Genomic DNA, 18,383 nt, shown 5'->3' with positions numbered 1-18,383 from the left:
ATTTAAGAATGTGTCAATTTTTGATTTTCTGTCGTAAAAATATAGTTTCTTCTAATTTTGTGGTATGATAATGGTGTTAAATGGGTATTTGGGAGGGAAAATTATGTTATTAAAAACAATGGTTTACAAAAAACGCGATTTAACAACGGTAAAAGAAACAGCTACTTTAGAAGAAGCGCTGGCAATTTTGGAAGAATCTGGTTATCGTTGTGTGCCTATCCTAGATGAATCAGGCAAGATTTTCAGAGGAAATATTTATAAAATGCACATTTATCGCCACAAAGCAAACGGCGGCGACATGACTTTGCCAGTCACTTATCTACTAAAAAATGCGACCAAATTTATTTATGTCAATTCTTCTTTCTTTAACGTTTTCTTTACGATCAAAGAATTGCCTTATATTGCTGTATTAGATGAAAACAATCAATTTTATGGCATCTTGACACACAGTTCTTTGTTGAACATGTTGTCACAGTCATGGAGTGTTGAGCAAGGAAGCTATGTGTTGACGATCGCATCAACTGGTCAACAAGGCGACTTAGCAGTCATCGCAAAAATAATCGCAAAATACAGCAGTATTGCCAGCTGTATCACACTGGATATCGGTAAAGATGAATTTATCCGTCGTACGATGATCACTTTACCAGCGAACACATCAAAAGAATTATGCGACAAGATCGTTTCTCAACTGGAAGCAAAAAATTTCAAAGTTGTGGAGATCGAAGACCTAAAAGCAGAATAAAACAAAAGATCATTCCTAAAAAAGAAAGGAATGATCTTTTTTCTTGTTTTTTGAGAACCATCAAAGCAAAAAACAAGATTTTTTTTAAACGCGCTTATCGAAACGAACGGCACGATTGGTGATATACATCACAGGTGCAGTGATCGTCATCACGATAAATTCACTCAATGCCGTTGTTGCAAAGGTTGGCCAGAAAGGTAATGCTAAGGTGATGTTTAGCATAATCGCAATCAGGAACATGCTTAATGAAAAAACAATTGTATTAAATGCGAGTCTTAAGAAAACATTTGGAATCTTCTTATGTACCAAGGCAGTTGCTCCTAAGGCTAAAAAGCTTCCGAAACCGCCGAATACGACATCCAAGATCCCCATTCCAAAGAACAAGTTATACACAACGACCCCACCGACGACACCCCACATCAATTTTCTGTTGAAAACGACTAAGTGATTCAACCCTTCAGATATTCTGAATTGAATCGCTCCTGAGGCGACTGGTGCGACCAGAACCGTTACAGCAACATAAAGTGCCATAATGATCCCATTGGCTGCGACGACACGCAAACGTTGATTGGTTAGATTTGTTGATTTTTCCATTTGATCCCTACTTTCTCCGAGTTTTGATTACGCGGGATGGTTGATGAACCGCGGTGCGCTTCGCACAAGTACTTATTATACACATTAATAGCCATATATCAATGTTAAACCAGCCAAATCCTTTTCTAAATCACCTTAAAAGCTTTTTCTAAGTCAAGTTTCTCACCGATTGCCATTCATTCAGTGCTTCTTTATTCTACTTACACAAGCTAGTCACGGCTCATGGGGTAGCTTTTCTTTTTGGCTTCCAATAAAAGCATACTTTTGGAAAGCAAACTCAATGAGAAATACTCTTGCAAAGCCTACGCTTACTAATAAAAAAGTACCGCTAGTCATGCTGATCTTTCAGATAGCAAAACTAAAAAAAGAAGGGAGAGAAGCACTTGTAATCGATGTCGCAAATCACGTGATGGATAATCATATTTTTTTACTTTAACGAGGTACGCAATAAATATGTTACAATATACTCATATAAACAAAAATAAACGGAATAAAAGGTGTAATAATGAAAAAAATAACGATAAACTTAACAACTCTCCTTCTGATGGTCATAGCTGTTGGTTGTGGAAATGGTAATGGTAATGAAAATATCACAAAAGAAGACTTACAAAAAAATGACTGGCTTATTGAGATAGATGATGATGATGGTGAGTATGCAGTGATGACAGCCACATTTAGTGAAACGAATCTTACTATTGGTACTGATAATAGCTCGCTACAATCAGAAGAAGATGATGAACTGGAAGAGCTTGGAGTAGTTTTTGATGGGGTAGTCTGGGAAGAATTCGAGTATACCTACAACTATACCCTTGAAGACAATCAGCTAGTGATGCAAGATCCAGAATATGAAACTGAGATGTCCTACTTCTTCCTTGAAAGAGATGGTAAAAATATTATTTTTACATTTATTGAAGGAATGAACGATGAAGATGGTAGCTTTGTGCTGACACCTCGCTAAAAAAAGGATCAGCCTATAAAGCGGGCAGCCAGTAAACTTACTTTGTGAATCCTCATATCTAGCAAAAAATACTATGGAATAAAAAACTCCTTTCCCGCTGAGGGGAAGGAATTATTTATAGTGATCGAACCAGTTTCAAGTGCCCGATTGTGTACACATTGACTGAGTCCTTCTCTATTTAGCAGGTCGAAAGCCCGCTTTGTAAGCTTCCACCTCTGTCTTGAACATACGAATCGGACTGGTCGTTTTCTTATAGTATTGACTGCCCGGTAGGTGATAAATCTTTTGTTTTGACCCTTTGATCAACCCTTTGCCCCGTTTATCTACATATTTTTTCAGTCCATCTCGAAAGCCATTATTCGTCGTTCCAGGTGCTTTCCCACCTTTTTTTACCAGCTTGATCTGAATTGCTTCCAATTGAAAACCAAAGCCAGAAGTTCCTGAGGACTGCCCGTTTTTTGCCCAGCCCATCCAGCCAAATTGTTGTGCATTGACTCGATAATAGACATCATAATACTTAGCGATCTCACCGGTAAGTTTGATTTGGATCGCTTCCAAACGCTGCCCCTTACCGCTTGTACCAGATAGGGCACCATTTTTTCTAAAAGATTTTTCCCATCCTTGTTTCTGAATGGATGTTTTATATTCAATACTTCCTTTATATTTTTCGTTTGTAATTTTTATTTTGATTGCTTCAAGTCGCTTCCCTTTTCCTGTAGTCCCTGACGTCTGAGCGTTTGTTTTCCATGATTGCCACCCTTGAGACTGGACATTCGTTTGATAGCTCACGCTCGGTGAAGAAGCAGCGAAAACTGTCACTGGAAAAACAACAAAACCAAGTAAGAAAACAAGTAATACAGAAACTTTTTTCATTTTATCCCCTCCTTATTTTTGATTATCTCAATATAATATCTAAAAAACAAACTTTTTATAAACAATAAGTAGTTTTTTATCAAAACAACTTATATAAATGATAACAGGACTGAATAATCAAAAGAAGGATCACTCATGGAAATGGAAAGGAGCTTTAAACGAGGAATGCGAAAATCAATTCATTTTAAGTTAGGTTTACTTATTGTATTCCTTTCAATACTCAAAGTTGATAAGTGCATAGGATAAAACTAGCTTTTCGACTACTGGTAGAATTTACCTCTCAACGCACGATGAAAGAATCGTTGTTCATTTTTCTGAAAATCTAAAATATGAGTGCTTGCGATATGGTATAATCTATTTCGTTGAAATTGTTTTGAGAGGATGGCATGATTGAAATTATTTGGATTGACCTTTGGCTTAAGAAATGTAAAAACTGGCATTAGTGTATTTCTTTGTATTTTGATTAGTTTTCTTCTGAATCGTGAAACGTATGTTGTATCGACGATCACAGCTGTTTTCACATTACGAGAAGACCATGAAAACACCGTCAAATACGGGAAACATCGGATTGCCGGCAACAGCTTCGGTGCAATCGCTTCTGTGTTTTGTATTGCGATATTTAACTTTTTCGGACATTCGTCCGTTATACAAATCATTGCGATCCCTTTAGTGATCATGTTGATGATCGCTTTATTGGTCAAATTTGATTACTCCGAGGGAACAGTTGGTGCTTGTGCCACACTATTGACGATTTTATTCATGATTCCTCAAACTGAATCATACTTGTATGCCTTTAATCGGATTATTGACAGCTTTATAGGCATGACGATCGCCATACTGGTGAATCGCTTTTTCCCATTTCCCAATAAACGCACTGCACAAACGAAGACAACACCGAGTCAGAGCGATTCGGTTTGAAACAAAGCAGAAAAAGAACCCCATCTCAAAACGGCATTGAGATGGGGTTTTAAAAATGGATCAGTTACTGAAAAATACTTGTTGGTCTTCAACTAATGGATAAGAAATCGGTACATTGCCTTCCAAATCTTCTTTATTCATATCAACTGCAACGATTTGACTATTTTCATACGTACGATAGTAATAGATCCCTTTGTCTGTATTGCAGCAAGAAGTATAAATCGTGTATTCATAGTTTTCATTTCCAGTATCACATAGTCCTTTTTGCTGTTCGACAGAACCTAGAATATGGAAAAACTGACTAATGCTTTCGGATTCAGATTCTCCAGAAACGGAATTCAATCGGGTAAATGCCGCTTTGACAAAACGAGACATCGAAGAAAGATCTCCTGGCAGACCTAAGGCCCCCATTCCACGACTGTACTCATCAAAATCCAGCTTGTCAGAAAAATGCGTTTCTGGTGTTTTCGATGATAACACACGGTAGTTATTCAAATTGAATAACTGGTAGTCAAATGGTGGATTATTCGTTAAGACCCCGACCGGATTTTCATGAATATGAAGACCATCACTCATACTCTCAACAACGATGGCACTTTTTTTATCAGCAATCATCCAATGCAATGGCGATAATGGTAGTTCTTCACTAAAATTGATCTTTACCAGATTAACCTTCGCCAACAGGGCTTTTGCCTCTTCCACGGTAGCGCATTGTCCTAGTAACCATGGGATGAATTCAAAAGGCGTGACGTTTTCTTTCCCCTCTTGAAACTCATTGTATACAGCATTTTCTGGAAAATTCAAACCAGCGATACCTAAGCCTTTTTCGTTGACCGCATCATAATAGAGTGGGTATTCAGCGACTCCAGCAGCAATCCCGATCATCGCATAATGGTGATCTATTTCACTTACTTTGCGAAAATTCAATTGGTAATTTCTCGGAGTAATGGTCACCACTTCTTTATAAGAAACATCGTAATCAAAATTTCTGCCAAAATAATGATCCTTCGTTACATACGTTAGCGCAGTACACATCCTAATTCCTCCTAAAATAAGTTTTTACACCTTTAATTTACTCCTATCGCATTTTTTTAACAAGTAAAACGGAAGAAATATTAATAAAAAAATAGTTAGATATATTATGATTGTTTTAATACTACAAAACAACAAAAATCAGCTACCTTGAAAGTCCTCCCACCGATGAAAGCGCAAATTTATTCAAATTTAACAACATTATCACGTATACATTGTTAAATAATGATTAAAAATCGGAATAATTCTTTATTTAAGAAGTGCTTAAATGTAAAATAGATAGAGTATTAGGAAAGAATGGTAACCGTTCTTTTTTTACAATACAAAAATACTAATTCATCGAAAATTATAAAAAGAAATTATAGTTTTCTTTGAACAAAGGGGATAAACAAATGAAAAAGACTCTATTTGGATTTGTGTTGGTAACGGCCTTATTTATGGCTGGCTGCTCGAGTGAAGACGCGGAAAGTGATACTGTCGAATCCTCACAACAAACAACAGAAACCACGACGGCGCCATCTGAAGATGATGAAGAGATAGATGATTCAGACGAAACTGATGATTCTGATGCCGACATCAGTGAAAGTTCTGAAGAAGAAACTGACAGCGAAGCGAATCAAGTGTCTGCTGACGATTTAGAAGTACAACTTGAAAAATTATCCGATACGTACGCTGAAATGATTGCAGAAGTGGAGGGTTATATTGCGAATCCTGACACGTATCACTTAACAGCCTACACCTCTATCATGCGCAATTATACTGATTTGATGAGAGAATTACAAACGACTACAGAAGCAATTGAAGCTGCTGATTTAGGTGACGGCTGGGCCTATCACGATATCTATATGGATATTTTGGAGGACTCTGTAAAACTAACAGAAGCTTTCGGTAATTTACCAGAAATGCAGCCATAATTAAAGGAGAAATGCGATGAAAAAAGTACTAATTAAACTGGTACGAATCTTAAGCATTATCGCGATTATTTTAAATGTGATAGGCACTTCTGCTCTGTTTTATATTGCTCACACTCATAATTTACTGGGATTTATGATTCAAACTTGGCAAAATAATCCATTAAATTTTAATAATTCAGATGTGCTGATAATCAATAATGCGATTATATTTTTGGTGATTCCAATTTTACTTTTAACTTTCGTGAAAAATCCCAAAAAATAATCTTTCGTGGCTCCTCGAGCCGTAAACTTTAAAAGCAAAATCGTTTGTCCATCGATTTTGCTTTTTTTCTTTACCTTTCATTTAGAAAGTTTAAAATTCTTTAAAAAGCACAAAGTAAACATTGTAAGCGATTGCTAAAATAGGAAAACCTGCTATACTGTAAGTGTAAGGAGCAAGGATTCCCAGTAAAGCAGACGAAGCAGGTTCTGCAAGAAAAGAATTGTTGTCAACTTAGAATAAAAGACAAAGGATGTGGGAATTTGAGTTACTCCTTACTAATTGAATAGGATTCGGCGATGGGCATCGTTACCTGAGGATCAAAGTGGACATAAGAACCTTTGAGAACCTAGAAAGCACAATCGTCGAATCTATTTTTTTGCTCTTTTTTTCAGGCATCGTCCCCCCTCCTTCTGTCGAAACATGCTATAATTAATCGCATTGAACGAAAAAACGATATGGAGCTATTCATAAAATGAACTATTATTATCACTTCCTCGTGAACCCTGCCTCAGGCAGTGGACGAGGAAAAAAAGCGGTGGAACGTGTGCAAAAAATTGTAAAAAAACATCGTTTCCCCCATCAAGTCTATTTAACAAAGTCTCCAGGTGATGAACGAACGATCACACGAAAACTCTTAAAAGAACGACTCATTCCTTGGGATGAGGTCTATTTAGAAAATGGCGAGATGCTTTATCCATTATTGGTGGTTATCGGCGGTGATGGAACGTTGCACCAAGTAGTATCAGAGTTACAACTTGAACAACAACAAATCCCCGTTGCCTATATCCCTGCTGGTTCAGGAAATGATTTTGCTCGGAGTATCGAGTTGCCGCGGGAACCAGAAAAAGCATTTTGGAAAATTGCTGGTACTACTAAACCTCAAGAATTGACCATTATCCGTTATGAGGAGCAGATCCAAGAAGAAAATGGCATTGCCCTTAACAATGTCGGTATTGGTCTTGATGCGGCAATCGTCTATACCACCAATCACTCTGTGGCAAAAAGCAATCTAAATAAGTTTAATCTTGGCTCCTTTTCCTATATCGCTGCGATTATTCGGGTTTTGTTTCGCCAAAAAGGCTTCCCGATCTTAGTTGAGTGCAATGGGCAGCAGTTCAGTTACAAAAAAGCTTTTTTATGTACCACGACCAATCATCCTTACTTTGGCGGCGGTGTGGCGATTGCCCCAACTGCTTCAGTCAAAGAGAAAAAGTTTGATTTCGTTCTTGTCGAACGTGTGTCGCTTTTTAAGATTTTTTGGCTGATCGGCTTACTGATGCGAAAGAAACACATGAATTCACGTTACTTTCACCATCTTTCCACTTCGAAGCTGAGAATCATCTCCACCGTTCCTCAACATGGACAAGAAGATGGCGAGGAAATGGGGCAACGCCCCTTTGATATTACCTTTACCACGGCTTCACAACTATTCTGGTGCCCATAAAAAAAACGATACAAATCGCTGCTGATTTGTATCGTTTTTCTATACGTTCGATCATCAATTTTTCGCCGAGTGGTATTGCCAACGACGGCTTCCTTCTCTTCCCAAAATAAATTGGAGCATTGAAAACACGGCAGCAAAAGCAATTAATACGAAGCCATTGAACCAAAAGGATTCCGTGAACGCTTGATTATAAGTGAGGGTTTCACTGATCAATGTATTATTTTGTACAAACCAGTAGGTTGGCGTAAACGCTGCAATTTTATTGACGATATCTGGCAGGAAATTCGCGGATACAAAGACGCCACCGACAAAACAACTTCCTGTTATGAAGATATTGCTGATCCCACCGATCGCTTCTGAGTTTTTCACCAGGGAAGTGACACAAGCTGAAAAGCTGATAACTGGCAATAAAAACAAGAACGTATTCAAAATGTGGTACCAGGCTGCTGTATCCCAAGACGTGCGAATCACTAATAACACCATCAGTAGTAGAAAGCCGAAGGTCAAAAGTAGCGAGTAGCTGATCAAACTTAGAAGGATTTTCCGCTGCAATACACGCTTCGGAAGTGGTGCACTCTGGTTTCGCTTGCTGATTTCTTTGCGATTGAATGCCAAATTGATCACGCCAAACCCGCTAAATACCGAGAGAAAGAGCCCATAAGACAATAAGTTAAAGGTCATGCCAGTCAATAGCTTTTTCATTCGCTGCCCATACTCTGCACTCAGCTTCACATCCCCTGTGACCGCCAATGCAGATTGCGCTTGTTCTATCGCCGCTGCGACGGTTTTACCTTCCTCCTGAAACAAAAGGACTGTTTGTAAAAAAGTGTTCACTTGCTGAGTGACGACTGTTTTAGAAAAGGCATCTGGTCGACTTTGAATCTCGATCGTCGGCATCTTGCCTGCCTCAACTTGATGAGTGAAATCTGCTGGCACATGCATGACGATGTTTACACGATTAAAATAAAGCGCATCATCAATTTCTTTTTGCGAGGTGCCATCCAACGTGACCAAGGTTTGCTTTTCTTTTAAATAGGCTCGGAGACCATCCACGACAGGCGACTCCTCCTCACTGATCAAAGCAATTTTTGCCTCTTGCAAAGAGGTGTTTTCGACATCGATGCTTTGTGCATAAAAGAATGTGACAACAACAGTGATCAATACCCCAATCAGTAAGTTCGACTTATTTGCTTTAAGCAAAGTCCAAATCGTTTTATAAAGCGTCATAGCGTACCCCTCTTTCGATCCAAGCATTCCCGATGGCAAATAGGACGATAAAGCCAGTCAGCCATAGAAGATTGGTATAAAAGCTAGTCAAATCTGTATAGTAGTACAATTGATACAGGCTTTCACTGATCAAATTGACGAGATTCACTTGCCCCAACAGTGGCACATGCAGATCGAGCCAATACTTGATCTGTTCCGAGCCCATCATCCCGGCAAAAAAGCTCATCGCCATCGTCACGGAAATCAAAATTCCGTCCTTTTGCACCAAATTCATTTTTGGTGTCAAATTCCCAATCAATGTCCCTAGCAAAATCGCACACAATGATCCTAATGCGGCAACCAGCAGTAACCACTGCCAACGTTGTCCGAAATCTACTTGATAGACAAAACGAAAGACGGCTAAGATAAGATAGATTTCGACTAACACAATCGTAAAACTTGCCGCTAAATTCGCACTTGAAACCAATGTCCGTTTCCTTGGTATCAAGGAAAGCCGAATACCATTCGCAGATTGATTGGCTTGCTGATCCTGGACATTGCGGACACCCCACATCGTCCCGTAGAGGATCGCCATCCCGATCAACGTAAAGAAATAGAAACTTTTGAAACTCATGTCACGATCAGCATTCACTTCTTGAAAAGTCGCTTCCTGCTCAAAAGCCGATAGAATTGGCGCCAGATCAAGGCTCTCAAGTTCTGCCGCTTTACTAGCAATGATCGCTGTGCGTTGTAAAAATTGATCCATTACGTTTTTCATCAACGACTGGCTCATGCCCGCTTGGCCCACATGCAGAGAAATGGTTTCATCATCAATCAAATAATACCCAGCTAAATCACCAGCAGTCAACTTCTCAGCTGCCTCTGTCTCTTGTAATTCCTCGAGTTCAAATAATGGTTTTTCATTGATTTTTACTTGTTCAAGGACGGTGGAAAAATTTTCCGAAAGCGCTGTTTGATCTCCAGTCTTTACGATCCCCGTTGTGATCGTTTCTAGATTGCCCGCTTGATCGATCTCCCCGAAGGCAGCCATAAACATTAGACCTAAGAGGATAGGAAACGCCAACGTCCAAAACAGCATGGATTTATTTCGCAGCAGCACTTTTGTGCGGTATTTATAAAAATGCCAAAACATTGTGATTCCCTCCTTTAGTCTCTCAATTCCTTGCCCGTAATCTCTAAAAAGACATCATTCAAAGTGGCTTCTTTGGTTGCAATTTTTCCATAAGTGATATGCTCTGCTTGTAAGAGTGTCAGAATCGGTAATAAAACTGTATTCAGCTCCGTCGTTGTTACTTCAAGCTGACCGTTTTTATAGGCGATCCCATCAGAAGCAATGGTTTGCTGAATCGTTGTCAATACAGGCTCAGGTAGTAAAGGGATATCGATGGTCAAACGATCCGCTGTCCGTACCATATCTTTTAGAGATTCCTTGGTTCCTTTAGCAATCACCTGTCCTTGATCCATAATCACGATCTGGTCACAAAGAATCTCCACCTCTTCCATGTAATGGGTCGTATAAACAATCGTCGCTCCTTGACGATTCAGTTCTTTGATACTTTCCAAAATTTTGTTCCGACTTTGAGGATCGACCGCTACCGTGGGTTCATCTAAAAAGATCAAGCGCGGCTTATGAGCGATCCCGCAGGCGATATTCAATCGTCGCTTCAACCCACCGCTGAGCTCGCCTGGGTGAAACGTCACAAAATTTTCCAATCCCACTAATTGAATCACTTCTTCGATCAAGGCTTGGCGTTTCTGTTTGTCAGCAACATATAAACCGCAAAAGTAATCGATATTTTCTTGCACACTAAGTTCTTCAAAGACGGCAACATCTTGAGGAACGACGCCAATCATTGCCTTGACGGCATAATTTTCCGGCGTCATGATTGATCCAAACAGTTTAATGGTCCCTTTGTCATAATTTAACAAAGAGAGCATACAGTTGATGGCGGTGGATTTTCCGCTCCCGTTTGGTCCCAATAATCCTAAAACTTCTCCTTCTTGAACTTGCAGATCAAAATGGTTCAATGCCACAAAATCACCATAGCGTTTTACTAATTTATCAATTTCGATAATCATGATGAAAAACTCCTTCCAAATTTCTTGTTAATCTGACTATAATAAAGTTCAAGGAAAGTAACTAGTGACGATTGGCTAAACCAACCATGACATTTGTCACAATGAAGGAGTCTCCTATGACGAACTATCGACCACTCACCGAAGCGGGCTTTTTCCTCGCTATCTCATTGTTCTTATTGGTAAACCAAGGATTTGTTGCTGTGCAAGTCATCTATCTGCTGATCGCTGTTTTATTTACTGGCGTCAGTTATTTGCTGCCTAAGAAACCAAGCTGGTTTTTTCAAGTTATTCTGTTGCTGCTATGTGCCTTTTGGCCAGCGCTTGCCCTCTTTTTGCCCGCAATGATGCGGGTGATCGCTCCAAAAGAAAGACAAGATGATGGTTTATTCCTATTAGGTTTCTTGTTGATTTCGACGGTTGGCAACCATTCACCCACTGAGCTCGCCTTTATCATCCTGCTACTGCTTTTCGCTTTTTATTTACGAAAAAAAGAGCAGCGAATGATCGATCTTGAGAAAAAATATATTGCTTCAAAAGATACCCATTGGGAAAAGCAGCAGCAGTTATCGGAACAAAACAAAGCATTAGCCCTCTCACAAGAGACAAAATTAGCCTTACAAATCGCGGAAGAACGAAATCGAATCGCGCGAGATATCCATGACAATGTCGGCCATCTACTTTCGAGTGCCATTTTACAAATTGGTGCGCTTGAAATGATCAATCAAGAGCCGAAATTAAATGTGCCGTTAGCAAATTTGAGTGCAACGGTTCACACTGGGATGGATCGCATTCGGCAAAGCGTTCATGATCTCCATGAAAAATCGATTTCTTTTCCGCAAGCCATAGAGTTTCTGATTGCTGATTTCCCCTCTTCCATAACGATTGAAGGAAACTTGTTTGAAGGATTGAGCGAAGCACAGCAAAACTGTTTCTTAATGGTCATCAAAGAAGCCTTGACCAACAGCATCAAACACAGTCATGCCAAAACCGTTGTCGTGCATTTTCGCACGCTGCCCGCCTTTTACCGTTTGCAAATCACCAACGAGGACGTCAATTCACCCCAAACTGCAAACAGCGGAATCGGTCTGAAGACGATGCGTCAACGGGTCCAGGAGCTGCAAGGTCAAGTTCATATTTTACAAGAAAACCAACGCTTTCAGTTGACGATCATTTTACCAAAGGAGGAACACCAATGATTACTGTAGTCATTATTGATGATGACCCGTTTGTGACGACCTCGTTACAAACCATTCTTGAAAGTACAGAAGAGATTCAGGTGCTGGGTATCGGTCATTGTGCCAAAGACGCCATTGCTCTTTACGAAGCCCATCGTCCGGATGTTTTGTTGACCGACATCCGTATGCCGGAACAAACTGGGATCGCTGCTGCCAAAGAAATACTGGCTAAATTTCCGCAAGCGATCCTCTTGCTTTTGACCACCTTCAAAGATCAAGAATACATTCGTGAAGCCTTTTCTATCGGTGTCAAAGGATATTTGATCAAACAGAACCTGCAAGCGATCATCCCTTCTGTCAAAGCCGCATACAATGGGCAAGTCGTGTTTGGGAATGAGATCGTCGAGACCTTCACGCAAATGATGAAGAACCAACCAGCGATAGATAATCAAGCATCTTTTAGCGAACGTGAACTTGCGATCATCAAAGAAGTAGCAGCGGGTAAAAATAATAAAGAAATCGCCGATGCCTTGTATCTAAGTGATGGAACCATTCGTAATTACATCAGTCAATTACTAGAAAAGCTGGAGTTGCGGGATCGCACGCAATTAGCGATCTATTATTATCAGCATTTAAAGTAAACCTCATCGATTGCAAAAAAGCCTGAAGAATGCGAAGCTGCATTCTTCAGGCTTTTTGTTTTCTATTCGAATATCCGACTGTCGTAGTTTTTTGGTGGACAAGCTATGGATTTCCAGGACTGCCAGGATTCGTTGGATTATTCGGTGTGTTAGGCGGAAAAATCGGTGCCTTATCTAACGTTTTTTCTAAGCCAGATTCTTCCCGATCGCCTCGTTCTGACTCAGGACTTTCATCCAATTTGAATTCTTTTTCCATCTCATCTAACTTTTTAAAGTCGTTGCCAGATTCTTTTGCTAATTTTGCTAATTTATCTTCGGTTTCTTTCGCCATAACGTAACGCCTCCTTTTGATTTTAGCTTAGCATAAGAAGCTAAAAAACCAAAAGAAAGCGCTCACTAACGACCCTTTTTTAGTATTTTCTCATCTTTGAATCAACCATTTTTTGTGGGCATAAAGTCGTATGGAGAACAATCCTTCATGCCAATCATTGGATCCACTAAATGCTTTTTGACCATCGTTAAAGTCAATACACCATCGTTCGGCGTTTCTTCGATGAGTGCTTCTTCCCCCGTAGTCCCTTCACTTAGAACCTTATCCCCTGACAGAGGCTTTGCCGTTTCTGTCTGATTTGATGCTGACGGCTCCGTCTCGGCAAAAGCAAACAAATCAAGCCCACTATCTGAGGTCTTTTCTACCGCTTGCTTGTTAGCAGTAACTTCAGTGCTGGATTGCTCCTTTATCTTCGTCGAAGACGTTTTTACTTTCGTGTCAACAGAGGAATCATCATAAAATGGATCATCGGCTTCTTCAAATTGGGCCAATTTTGCTCGTTGCAACGGCGTCATTTTTTCTGTGCCATTGATGCGTTCTTTCAGCGTCGTTAAACGAGTCGCAGATTCGTGGTTGACACAAGTTTGGTACGCTTGTGGTTCACCAAGTAAAATCAGCATCTCTTTGCTGCGGGTCACAGCAGTATATAGCAAATTGCGCTGCAGCATACGTTGGTATTGATGAACCATCGGCAAAATAACCATTTGAAATTCACTGCCTTGAGATTTATGGATCGAACAACAGTAGGATAACGTGATCTTGTTCCATTCATTCCGCTTATAGGTCACTTCGTTGGCATCAAATTGAATGACCAGCTCGTCGATCTTGTCTTCCGACTGTTTGGCTAGAGTGATCCCAACGATTTGACCCATATCGCCATTAAACACGTTATCTTCAGGAGAGTTTACCAACTGCAAGACCTTATCGCCGATACGATACACCGTATCATTGAAGGTCACCTCTTTTTTGGTCCCATCATTGGGGTTAAAAATCTCTTGCATCATTTTATTAAGGGCATCGATACCCGCTGCCCCACGATACATCGGTGCCAACACTTGAATATCTTGCGGCGTATAGCCTTTGTCTTTTGCCCGTTTCACGATTTGAGCGATCAACGGTTCGATTTTGTAAGCATCACACGCAAAGAAAGAACGATCTTTTTGGTTTTGTGTAAAATCAGCAGGCAGCTGCCCGTTTTTTATGGCATGGGCGAGTGGAATAATACTTGACCCATCGCCTTGACGATAGATTTCCGTCAATTCTTGTTTCGGGATCGCAGCGATCGCTAGCAAGTCATGAAGGACTTGCCCTGGTCCCACAGAAGGAAGCTGATCTTTATCCCCCACAAAAATCACTTGCATATTCGTAGGAATCGACTTAAAGAGGGTATTCGCCAGCCATGTATCCACCATAGACATCTCATCGACGATCAGTAAGCCGCCTTCTAATTCTTTTGGACTGATCGATGGCGCTTTTTCACGTCCGTTCAAGCCTAACAAACGATGGATCGTACCACTTGGCAAGCCAGTCGTTTCGTTCATTCGTTTGGCGGCTCGACCAGTCGGTGCTGCCAAGAGAATCGGAAAGGTTTCGTCGCTGTATTTTGATGGTTCTAAGTCCAAATCGTTCAATTCAGCAAACAATTGTACGATCCCATTGATCACCGTCGTTTTCCCAGTACCAGGTCCTCCTGTCAAAATAAACAATGGCGAACGGATGGCTTCTTTGATTGCTTCTTCTTGCGAAGAACCATAGGTGATGCCTAGATGCTTCTCAATTTTTCGCAGCGTTTTGCTGATTTTTTTCTCAGGATACACGATCTCTTTTTTGCGGGAAAGCAAGCGTTCGATGGAACTAGCGATTCCCCACTCAGAAAAGTACAAACTGTTTTCATATAAACGAGTTTCTTCTTGCTGGATTTTTCCTTCTTCCACTAACTGAATGATCGTTGAGGCCAGGTCGTCTGGCGCGATCTCAATAGGTCGACTCGTCTCTAATAAACGCAGTGTCTGCTCTAACAAGTCCTGGGCGTGGATAAAGGTATTACCCGTCTGCAAGGATTGGGCAAAGATCTGATGCAAGACTGCGGCTCGAAACCGTTGCGGTGACGAAGCTTCGATCCCTAGCTGCTCAGCGATGCCATCTGCGCGTTTAAAGCCAATGCCTTCAATGTCTTCCACCAGCTGGTAAGGATTTTCTTCGATAATTGCTAATGCTTCATTTTTGTAGGCTTGGTAGATTGCAAAAGAAATCTGACTACCAAAACCATAACGGCTCAAGCCAACGATCACTTGATCCATCCCATGATTTTGCCGAACGGTATCTAAAATCATTTTCTGCTTACTTTCATTCAATCCTGGAATCTGCTCCAACAATGTTGGTTCTTCCAGCATCCGGTCGATCGCTTCTTCTCCTAAAAGATCAACGATTTTTTCAGCGGTCTTCTTGCCGATCCCAGGAAATTTTTCTCCTGAAAGATAGGCGATCAACCCTTGTTCAGAGGTTGGTTGTTCTTGTTGGTAGCTTTCGGCCTTCAACTGGACGCCATACTTGGGATGATTGACCAGCTCACCAAAAAACCGATACTTTTCCTCTTCTTGGATTTCGCCGAAACTACCAGTAACGACGATCTCCGAGTCTTTGTAGTCGGCATTATTCTCAGTGACTTTAACTAATAGTACTTTATAAAAATTGCTGGGATTCTGGAAAAAGATGGCGGCAACATGGCCGACAAAAAACGTTCTTTCTGGAATCATGGTGCCGCTCCTTTCATGGTTTACAATAAAGCGTCTAATCCTGCCTGATTGCTTAAAAAGCTTGCTTCATTCCAAACTTTTAGTTCAAAAGGCAATACTTTTTGTTCATTCGTCTCTAATAAGCTAACGCTGTTATTGACTAATCCACCTTGCTCTCTTAATTCGGCTAATGGTTTGCCTGCAAGCCACTGTATAGCAGCCGTAAAGGATGCTCCATGACCGACGAACAATAATGGGCCTTCATGCTGCATCACCGCATCCATGACGACGGTCTCGATTCGGCTCAATGTTTCTTGGATCGGCTCACCTTTAAAGGCACTGGGATCGTATCGATCCAGGTGATTACGCAAATCAGTCAGTTGCTGGGGATACTTCTCATGCATTTCATCGATGGACCGACCTTCCAATTCACCGAGTCCGATTTCTCGCAGGTTCTCATTATAAATGATTTCAACAGGGTGTTGGAGTCTTGCTTGGATCTCTTGGGCAGTCACTTTTGCTCGCAAAGATGTACTTGAGTAAATCTTCTCAAAAGGAATAGCTGCCAGATAATCACCGAGTAATTTGATCTCGTCATAACTTTCTGGCAATAACGGCGAATCCCCCAGCATTCCTTGAAAGCGGCGTGCTTGGTTCCACTCTGTTTTTCCGTGACGGGTAAAGTATAATTGCATCGAAAAAGCCTCGCTTCTTAGTCTAATTTGTCGTTCTCGTAATGATGCGTCAATTCCAACTGCGGAAATCCTTGCTGCCGCAAAACTTCATAAATGATCAAGGCCGCCGTATTTGATAGATTTAGGGAACGAACGTGCTCATCATTCATAGGGATCCGCAAGCATTTTTCGGCATGCTCACGCATAAAGCTTTCTGGAAGCCCCGTCGTTTCTTTCCCAAAAATGAAGAACTGATCGTCATCGGCGGTGTAATCGACATCAGAATACACGCGATTGGCAAATTTCGAGATCAGGTACAACGGACGCGCTCCTAAAAAGTCCATAAAAGCAGCTAAATCTTTATGATAGGTAATATTGACATCGTGCCAATAATCAAGCCCAGCACGCTTCAATTGCTTGTCATCCGTTGAAAAGCCTAAAGGCTCGATTAAGTGTAAATGAGTATTTGTTGCTGCACACGTCCGTGCAATATTCCCCGTATTGGCTGGGATCTGAGGTTCAAAAAGAACGATGTGATTCATAGATAAAAACTCCTTTCGATCGGATACTGCCGATCGGTTCTCGCATTGATTTGTGTCGTTAAACGTTACGTTTTCCATTACATGCTCAATAACTACTTCAATAACTTCTATAGTACCATATTTTGGCACGCTTGTTTTTCTAGAAACAACATTTTTTGGGCGCTTTTTTGGGCATAAAAAAAACGTACCAACTCGGTGTCGATCACTGCGAGTCGTTACGTTAGTGAAGCTCTTTTCACTAACTTTTATCAGAACAGGAACCTGATAAAAACCAATGAAAAATGACTTGAGAACAATATATCACTCCCATGGCATGATTGCAAGAGTAAATAACAAAAAAGTTCAAAATATTTTCAGGAAATTTTCGCAATCAACACCTCAACATCAACCGTAATCTGTGTCAAAGGGGTTTGTCGCAGCTTTTCTTTGCGTTCCTCCGAAGCCCCCCACTCTAACGGGGACATGGCAAGTAAATCTTGACGATTTTCTTCAGGGATCGCAAAAACATGCGTCACTCTTTGACGGGATGCGTTGGGATAGTGTTCAAAAAATTTGCTAACGACCCGTTCATTCGAATACTGTTGTTTTGTTTCATCGTCAGGATAAAAAGCGGCTCGTAGTTCTTTTAAATAATCCGCCGCAGGGACCACTTTGATCAGCTGTCCGCCTTTTCTTAAAATGCGGTTAAACTCCCCATAATTTGACGGCGAAAATAGATTGAAAATCGTATCAAAGCTCGCTTCAGCAAACGGCAGGTTGGTCAGATCCGCTACACACCAAAAAGCTGGTACGTTTTGATTGGTTGCTAGATAGACTCCGTCCTTGGCAATATCAAAGCCGACAGCCGCCTGAGTCTTTTCATTGACCAGCTGAGCCAGAAAACTGCCTTCCCCGCAGCCAACATCTAAAAGATGCTTAGCATCCCCTAAAGCTGCTTTGATGCATTCAATGACTGGTGCATACATGCCGCTAGCGATCATTCGTTGACGCGGCAAAAACAGTGCTTGATCATAATCTGCTTTGACTTGATGATCCAAAAAGAAAAGTGTGCCTTTCTTTGATAAGTCAAATCGATGACGATTTGGACAAACCAAGCCATTTTCGGTCGGGAAAAATGCTTGGCGGCACAATGGACATTCAAACAAGTGATAATGGGCGTTTAAAAAAAGGCGCCCGCGATCGATTTTTTTTAACATTCAACTTCCCTCATCTCTGCTCTACTTTAGCATATTCTTGTGGTAG

General features: G+C 40.8%; 19 protein-coding genes. 8 read left to right on the top strand and 11 right to left on the bottom strand.

Features of this window, described 5'->3' with window-relative positions:
- Positions 1 to 103 precede the first annotated feature (103 nt).
- Positions 104 to 742 carry a cyclic di-AMP binding protein CbpA gene (gene cbpA, locus IGJ15_RS05985; RefSeq protein ID WP_005229762.1) on the top strand — a complete coding sequence of 213 codons (639 nt, stop codon included), beginning with the start codon at positions 104 to 106 and terminating at the stop codon, positions 740 to 742.
- An 84-nt stretch (positions 743 to 826) separates the two neighbouring features.
- Here the strand turns inward: cbpA and IGJ15_RS05980 are convergent, their stop codons facing one another.
- Positions 827 to 1,336, bottom strand: a complete 510-nt coding sequence (locus tag IGJ15_RS05980) for a QueT transporter family protein (protein ID WP_231435430.1) — start codon at positions 1,334 to 1,336, stop codon at positions 827 to 829.
- 505 nt (positions 1,337 to 1,841) lie between these two features.
- On the opposite strand from IGJ15_RS05980, the gene IGJ15_RS05975 reads away from it, so the two are divergent.
- On the top strand, positions 1,842 to 2,294 hold the full coding sequence (locus tag IGJ15_RS05975) for a hypothetical protein (RefSeq protein WP_231435428.1): 453 nt from the start codon (positions 1,842 to 1,844) through the stop codon (positions 2,292 to 2,294).
- A gap of 174 nt (positions 2,295 to 2,468) precedes the next feature.
- Here the strand turns inward: IGJ15_RS05975 and IGJ15_RS05970 are convergent, their stop codons facing one another.
- Positions 2,469 to 3,167 (bottom strand): Ig domain-containing protein, encoded by a 699-nt coding sequence (locus tag IGJ15_RS05970; protein ID WP_118215482.1) that lies wholly within the window; start codon positions 3,165 to 3,167, stop codon positions 2,469 to 2,471.
- Between the two features lie 390 nt (positions 3,168 to 3,557).
- Here IGJ15_RS05970 and IGJ15_RS05965 point away from each other — a divergent pair, with 390 nt between their 5' ends.
- Positions 3,558 to 4,085 (top strand): FUSC family protein, encoded by a 528-nt coding sequence (locus tag IGJ15_RS05965; protein ID WP_034858419.1) that lies wholly within the window; start codon positions 3,558 to 3,560, stop codon positions 4,083 to 4,085.
- 60 nt (positions 4,086 to 4,145) lie between these two features.
- On the opposite strand, the gene bsh is transcribed toward IGJ15_RS05965, so the two are convergent.
- Positions 4,146 to 5,120, bottom strand: a complete 975-nt coding sequence (bsh, locus tag IGJ15_RS05960) for a choloylglycine hydrolase (RefSeq protein ID WP_153883783.1) — start codon at positions 5,118 to 5,120, stop codon at positions 4,146 to 4,148.
- A 389-nt stretch (positions 5,121 to 5,509) separates the two neighbouring features.
- Between bsh and IGJ15_RS05955 the strand changes: the two genes are divergently transcribed.
- The 3 genes from IGJ15_RS05955 (at position 5,510) to IGJ15_RS05945 (ending at position 7,737) form a co-directional block, all read left to right on the top strand.
- Positions 5,510 to 6,031, top strand: a complete 522-nt coding sequence (locus tag IGJ15_RS05955; RefSeq protein WP_153883784.1) for a hypothetical protein — start codon at positions 5,510 to 5,512, stop codon at positions 6,029 to 6,031.
- 16 nt (positions 6,032 to 6,047) lie between these two features.
- Positions 6,048 to 6,293 (top strand): spermidine/putrescine ABC transporter permease, encoded by a 246-nt coding sequence (locus tag IGJ15_RS05950; RefSeq protein ID WP_074932921.1) that lies wholly within the window; start codon positions 6,048 to 6,050, stop codon positions 6,291 to 6,293.
- A 472-nt stretch (positions 6,294 to 6,765) separates the two neighbouring features.
- A complete protein-coding gene (locus IGJ15_RS05945) occupies positions 6,766 to 7,737 on the top strand; it encodes a diacylglycerol/lipid kinase family protein (protein ID WP_153883785.1) in 972 nt (323 codons plus the stop codon).
- Between the two features lie 54 nt (positions 7,738 to 7,791).
- On the opposite strand, the gene IGJ15_RS05940 is transcribed toward IGJ15_RS05945, so the two are convergent.
- From IGJ15_RS05940 to IGJ15_RS05930, 3 genes are read right to left on the bottom strand one after another with little or no spacing between them, the layout of a single operon-like run.
- Positions 7,792 to 8,964 (bottom strand): ABC transporter permease, encoded by a 1,173-nt coding sequence (locus IGJ15_RS05940; protein WP_231435426.1) that lies wholly within the window; start codon positions 8,962 to 8,964, stop codon positions 7,792 to 7,794.
- Positions 8,951 to 10,096, bottom strand: coding sequence for an ABC transporter permease (locus IGJ15_RS05935; protein WP_231435424.1), 1,146 nt, complete (start codon positions 10,094 to 10,096; stop codon positions 8,951 to 8,953). The genes IGJ15_RS05940 and IGJ15_RS05935 overlap by 14 nt, the downstream gene beginning before the upstream one ends.
- Positions 10,097 to 10,110: 14 nt before the next feature.
- The gene (locus IGJ15_RS05930; RefSeq protein WP_015509966.1) at positions 10,111 to 11,043 is read right to left on the bottom strand and encodes an ABC transporter ATP-binding protein; all 933 of its coding nucleotides are present in this window, start codon (positions 11,041 to 11,043) and stop codon (positions 10,111 to 10,113) included.
- A gap of 86 nt (positions 11,044 to 11,129) precedes the next feature.
- Here IGJ15_RS05930 and IGJ15_RS05925 point away from each other — a divergent pair, with 86 nt between their 5' ends.
- Positions 11,130 to 12,239 carry a sensor histidine kinase gene (locus tag IGJ15_RS05925; protein WP_375354794.1) on the top strand — a complete coding sequence of 370 codons (1,110 nt, stop codon included), beginning with the start codon at positions 11,130 to 11,132 and terminating at the stop codon, positions 12,237 to 12,239.
- Positions 12,236 to 12,859 carry a response regulator transcription factor gene (locus IGJ15_RS05920; protein WP_010749438.1) on the top strand — a complete coding sequence of 208 codons (624 nt, stop codon included), beginning with the start codon at positions 12,236 to 12,238 and terminating at the stop codon, positions 12,857 to 12,859. Before IGJ15_RS05925 ends, IGJ15_RS05920 begins: the two co-directional genes overlap by 4 nt.
- Positions 12,860 to 12,962: 103 nt before the next feature.
- Here IGJ15_RS05920 and IGJ15_RS05915 read toward each other — a convergent pair whose 3' ends face one another.
- The 5 genes from IGJ15_RS05915 to IGJ15_RS05895 form a co-directional block, all read right to left on the bottom strand.
- Positions 12,963 to 13,190, bottom strand: coding sequence for a hypothetical protein (locus IGJ15_RS05915; protein ID WP_005229738.1), 228 nt, complete (start codon positions 13,188 to 13,190; stop codon positions 12,963 to 12,965).
- 101 nt (positions 13,191 to 13,291) lie between these two features.
- Positions 13,292 to 15,946, bottom strand: coding sequence for an SF1B family DNA helicase RecD2 (gene recD2 / locus IGJ15_RS05910; protein ID WP_231434803.1), 2,655 nt, complete (start codon positions 15,944 to 15,946; stop codon positions 13,292 to 13,294).
- 20 nt (positions 15,947 to 15,966) lie between these two features.
- Positions 15,967 to 16,620 (bottom strand): histidine phosphatase family protein, encoded by a 654-nt coding sequence (locus tag IGJ15_RS05905; protein WP_015509969.1) that lies wholly within the window; start codon positions 16,618 to 16,620, stop codon positions 15,967 to 15,969.
- A 17-nt stretch (positions 16,621 to 16,637) separates the two neighbouring features.
- Entirely contained in the window at positions 16,638 to 17,141 is a 504-nt protein-coding gene (trmL, locus tag IGJ15_RS05900) for a tRNA (uridine(34)/cytosine(34)/5-carboxymethylaminomethyluridine(34)-2'-O)-methyltransferase TrmL (protein ID WP_015509970.1), read from the bottom strand.
- 353 nt (positions 17,142 to 17,494) lie between these two features.
- Positions 17,495 to 18,337, bottom strand: coding sequence for a methyltransferase domain-containing protein (locus IGJ15_RS05895; RefSeq protein WP_231434804.1), 843 nt, complete (start codon positions 18,335 to 18,337; stop codon positions 17,495 to 17,497).
- Positions 18,338 to 18,383: the final 46 nt, after the last annotated feature.

Source organism: Enterococcus sp. AZ079 (genome assembly GCF_050547255.1).
Taxonomy (GTDB): Bacteria; Bacillota; Bacilli; order Lactobacillales; family Enterococcaceae; genus Enterococcus_D; species Enterococcus_D casseliflavus.
This window is presented reverse-complemented; position numbering and strand designations above follow the sequence as displayed.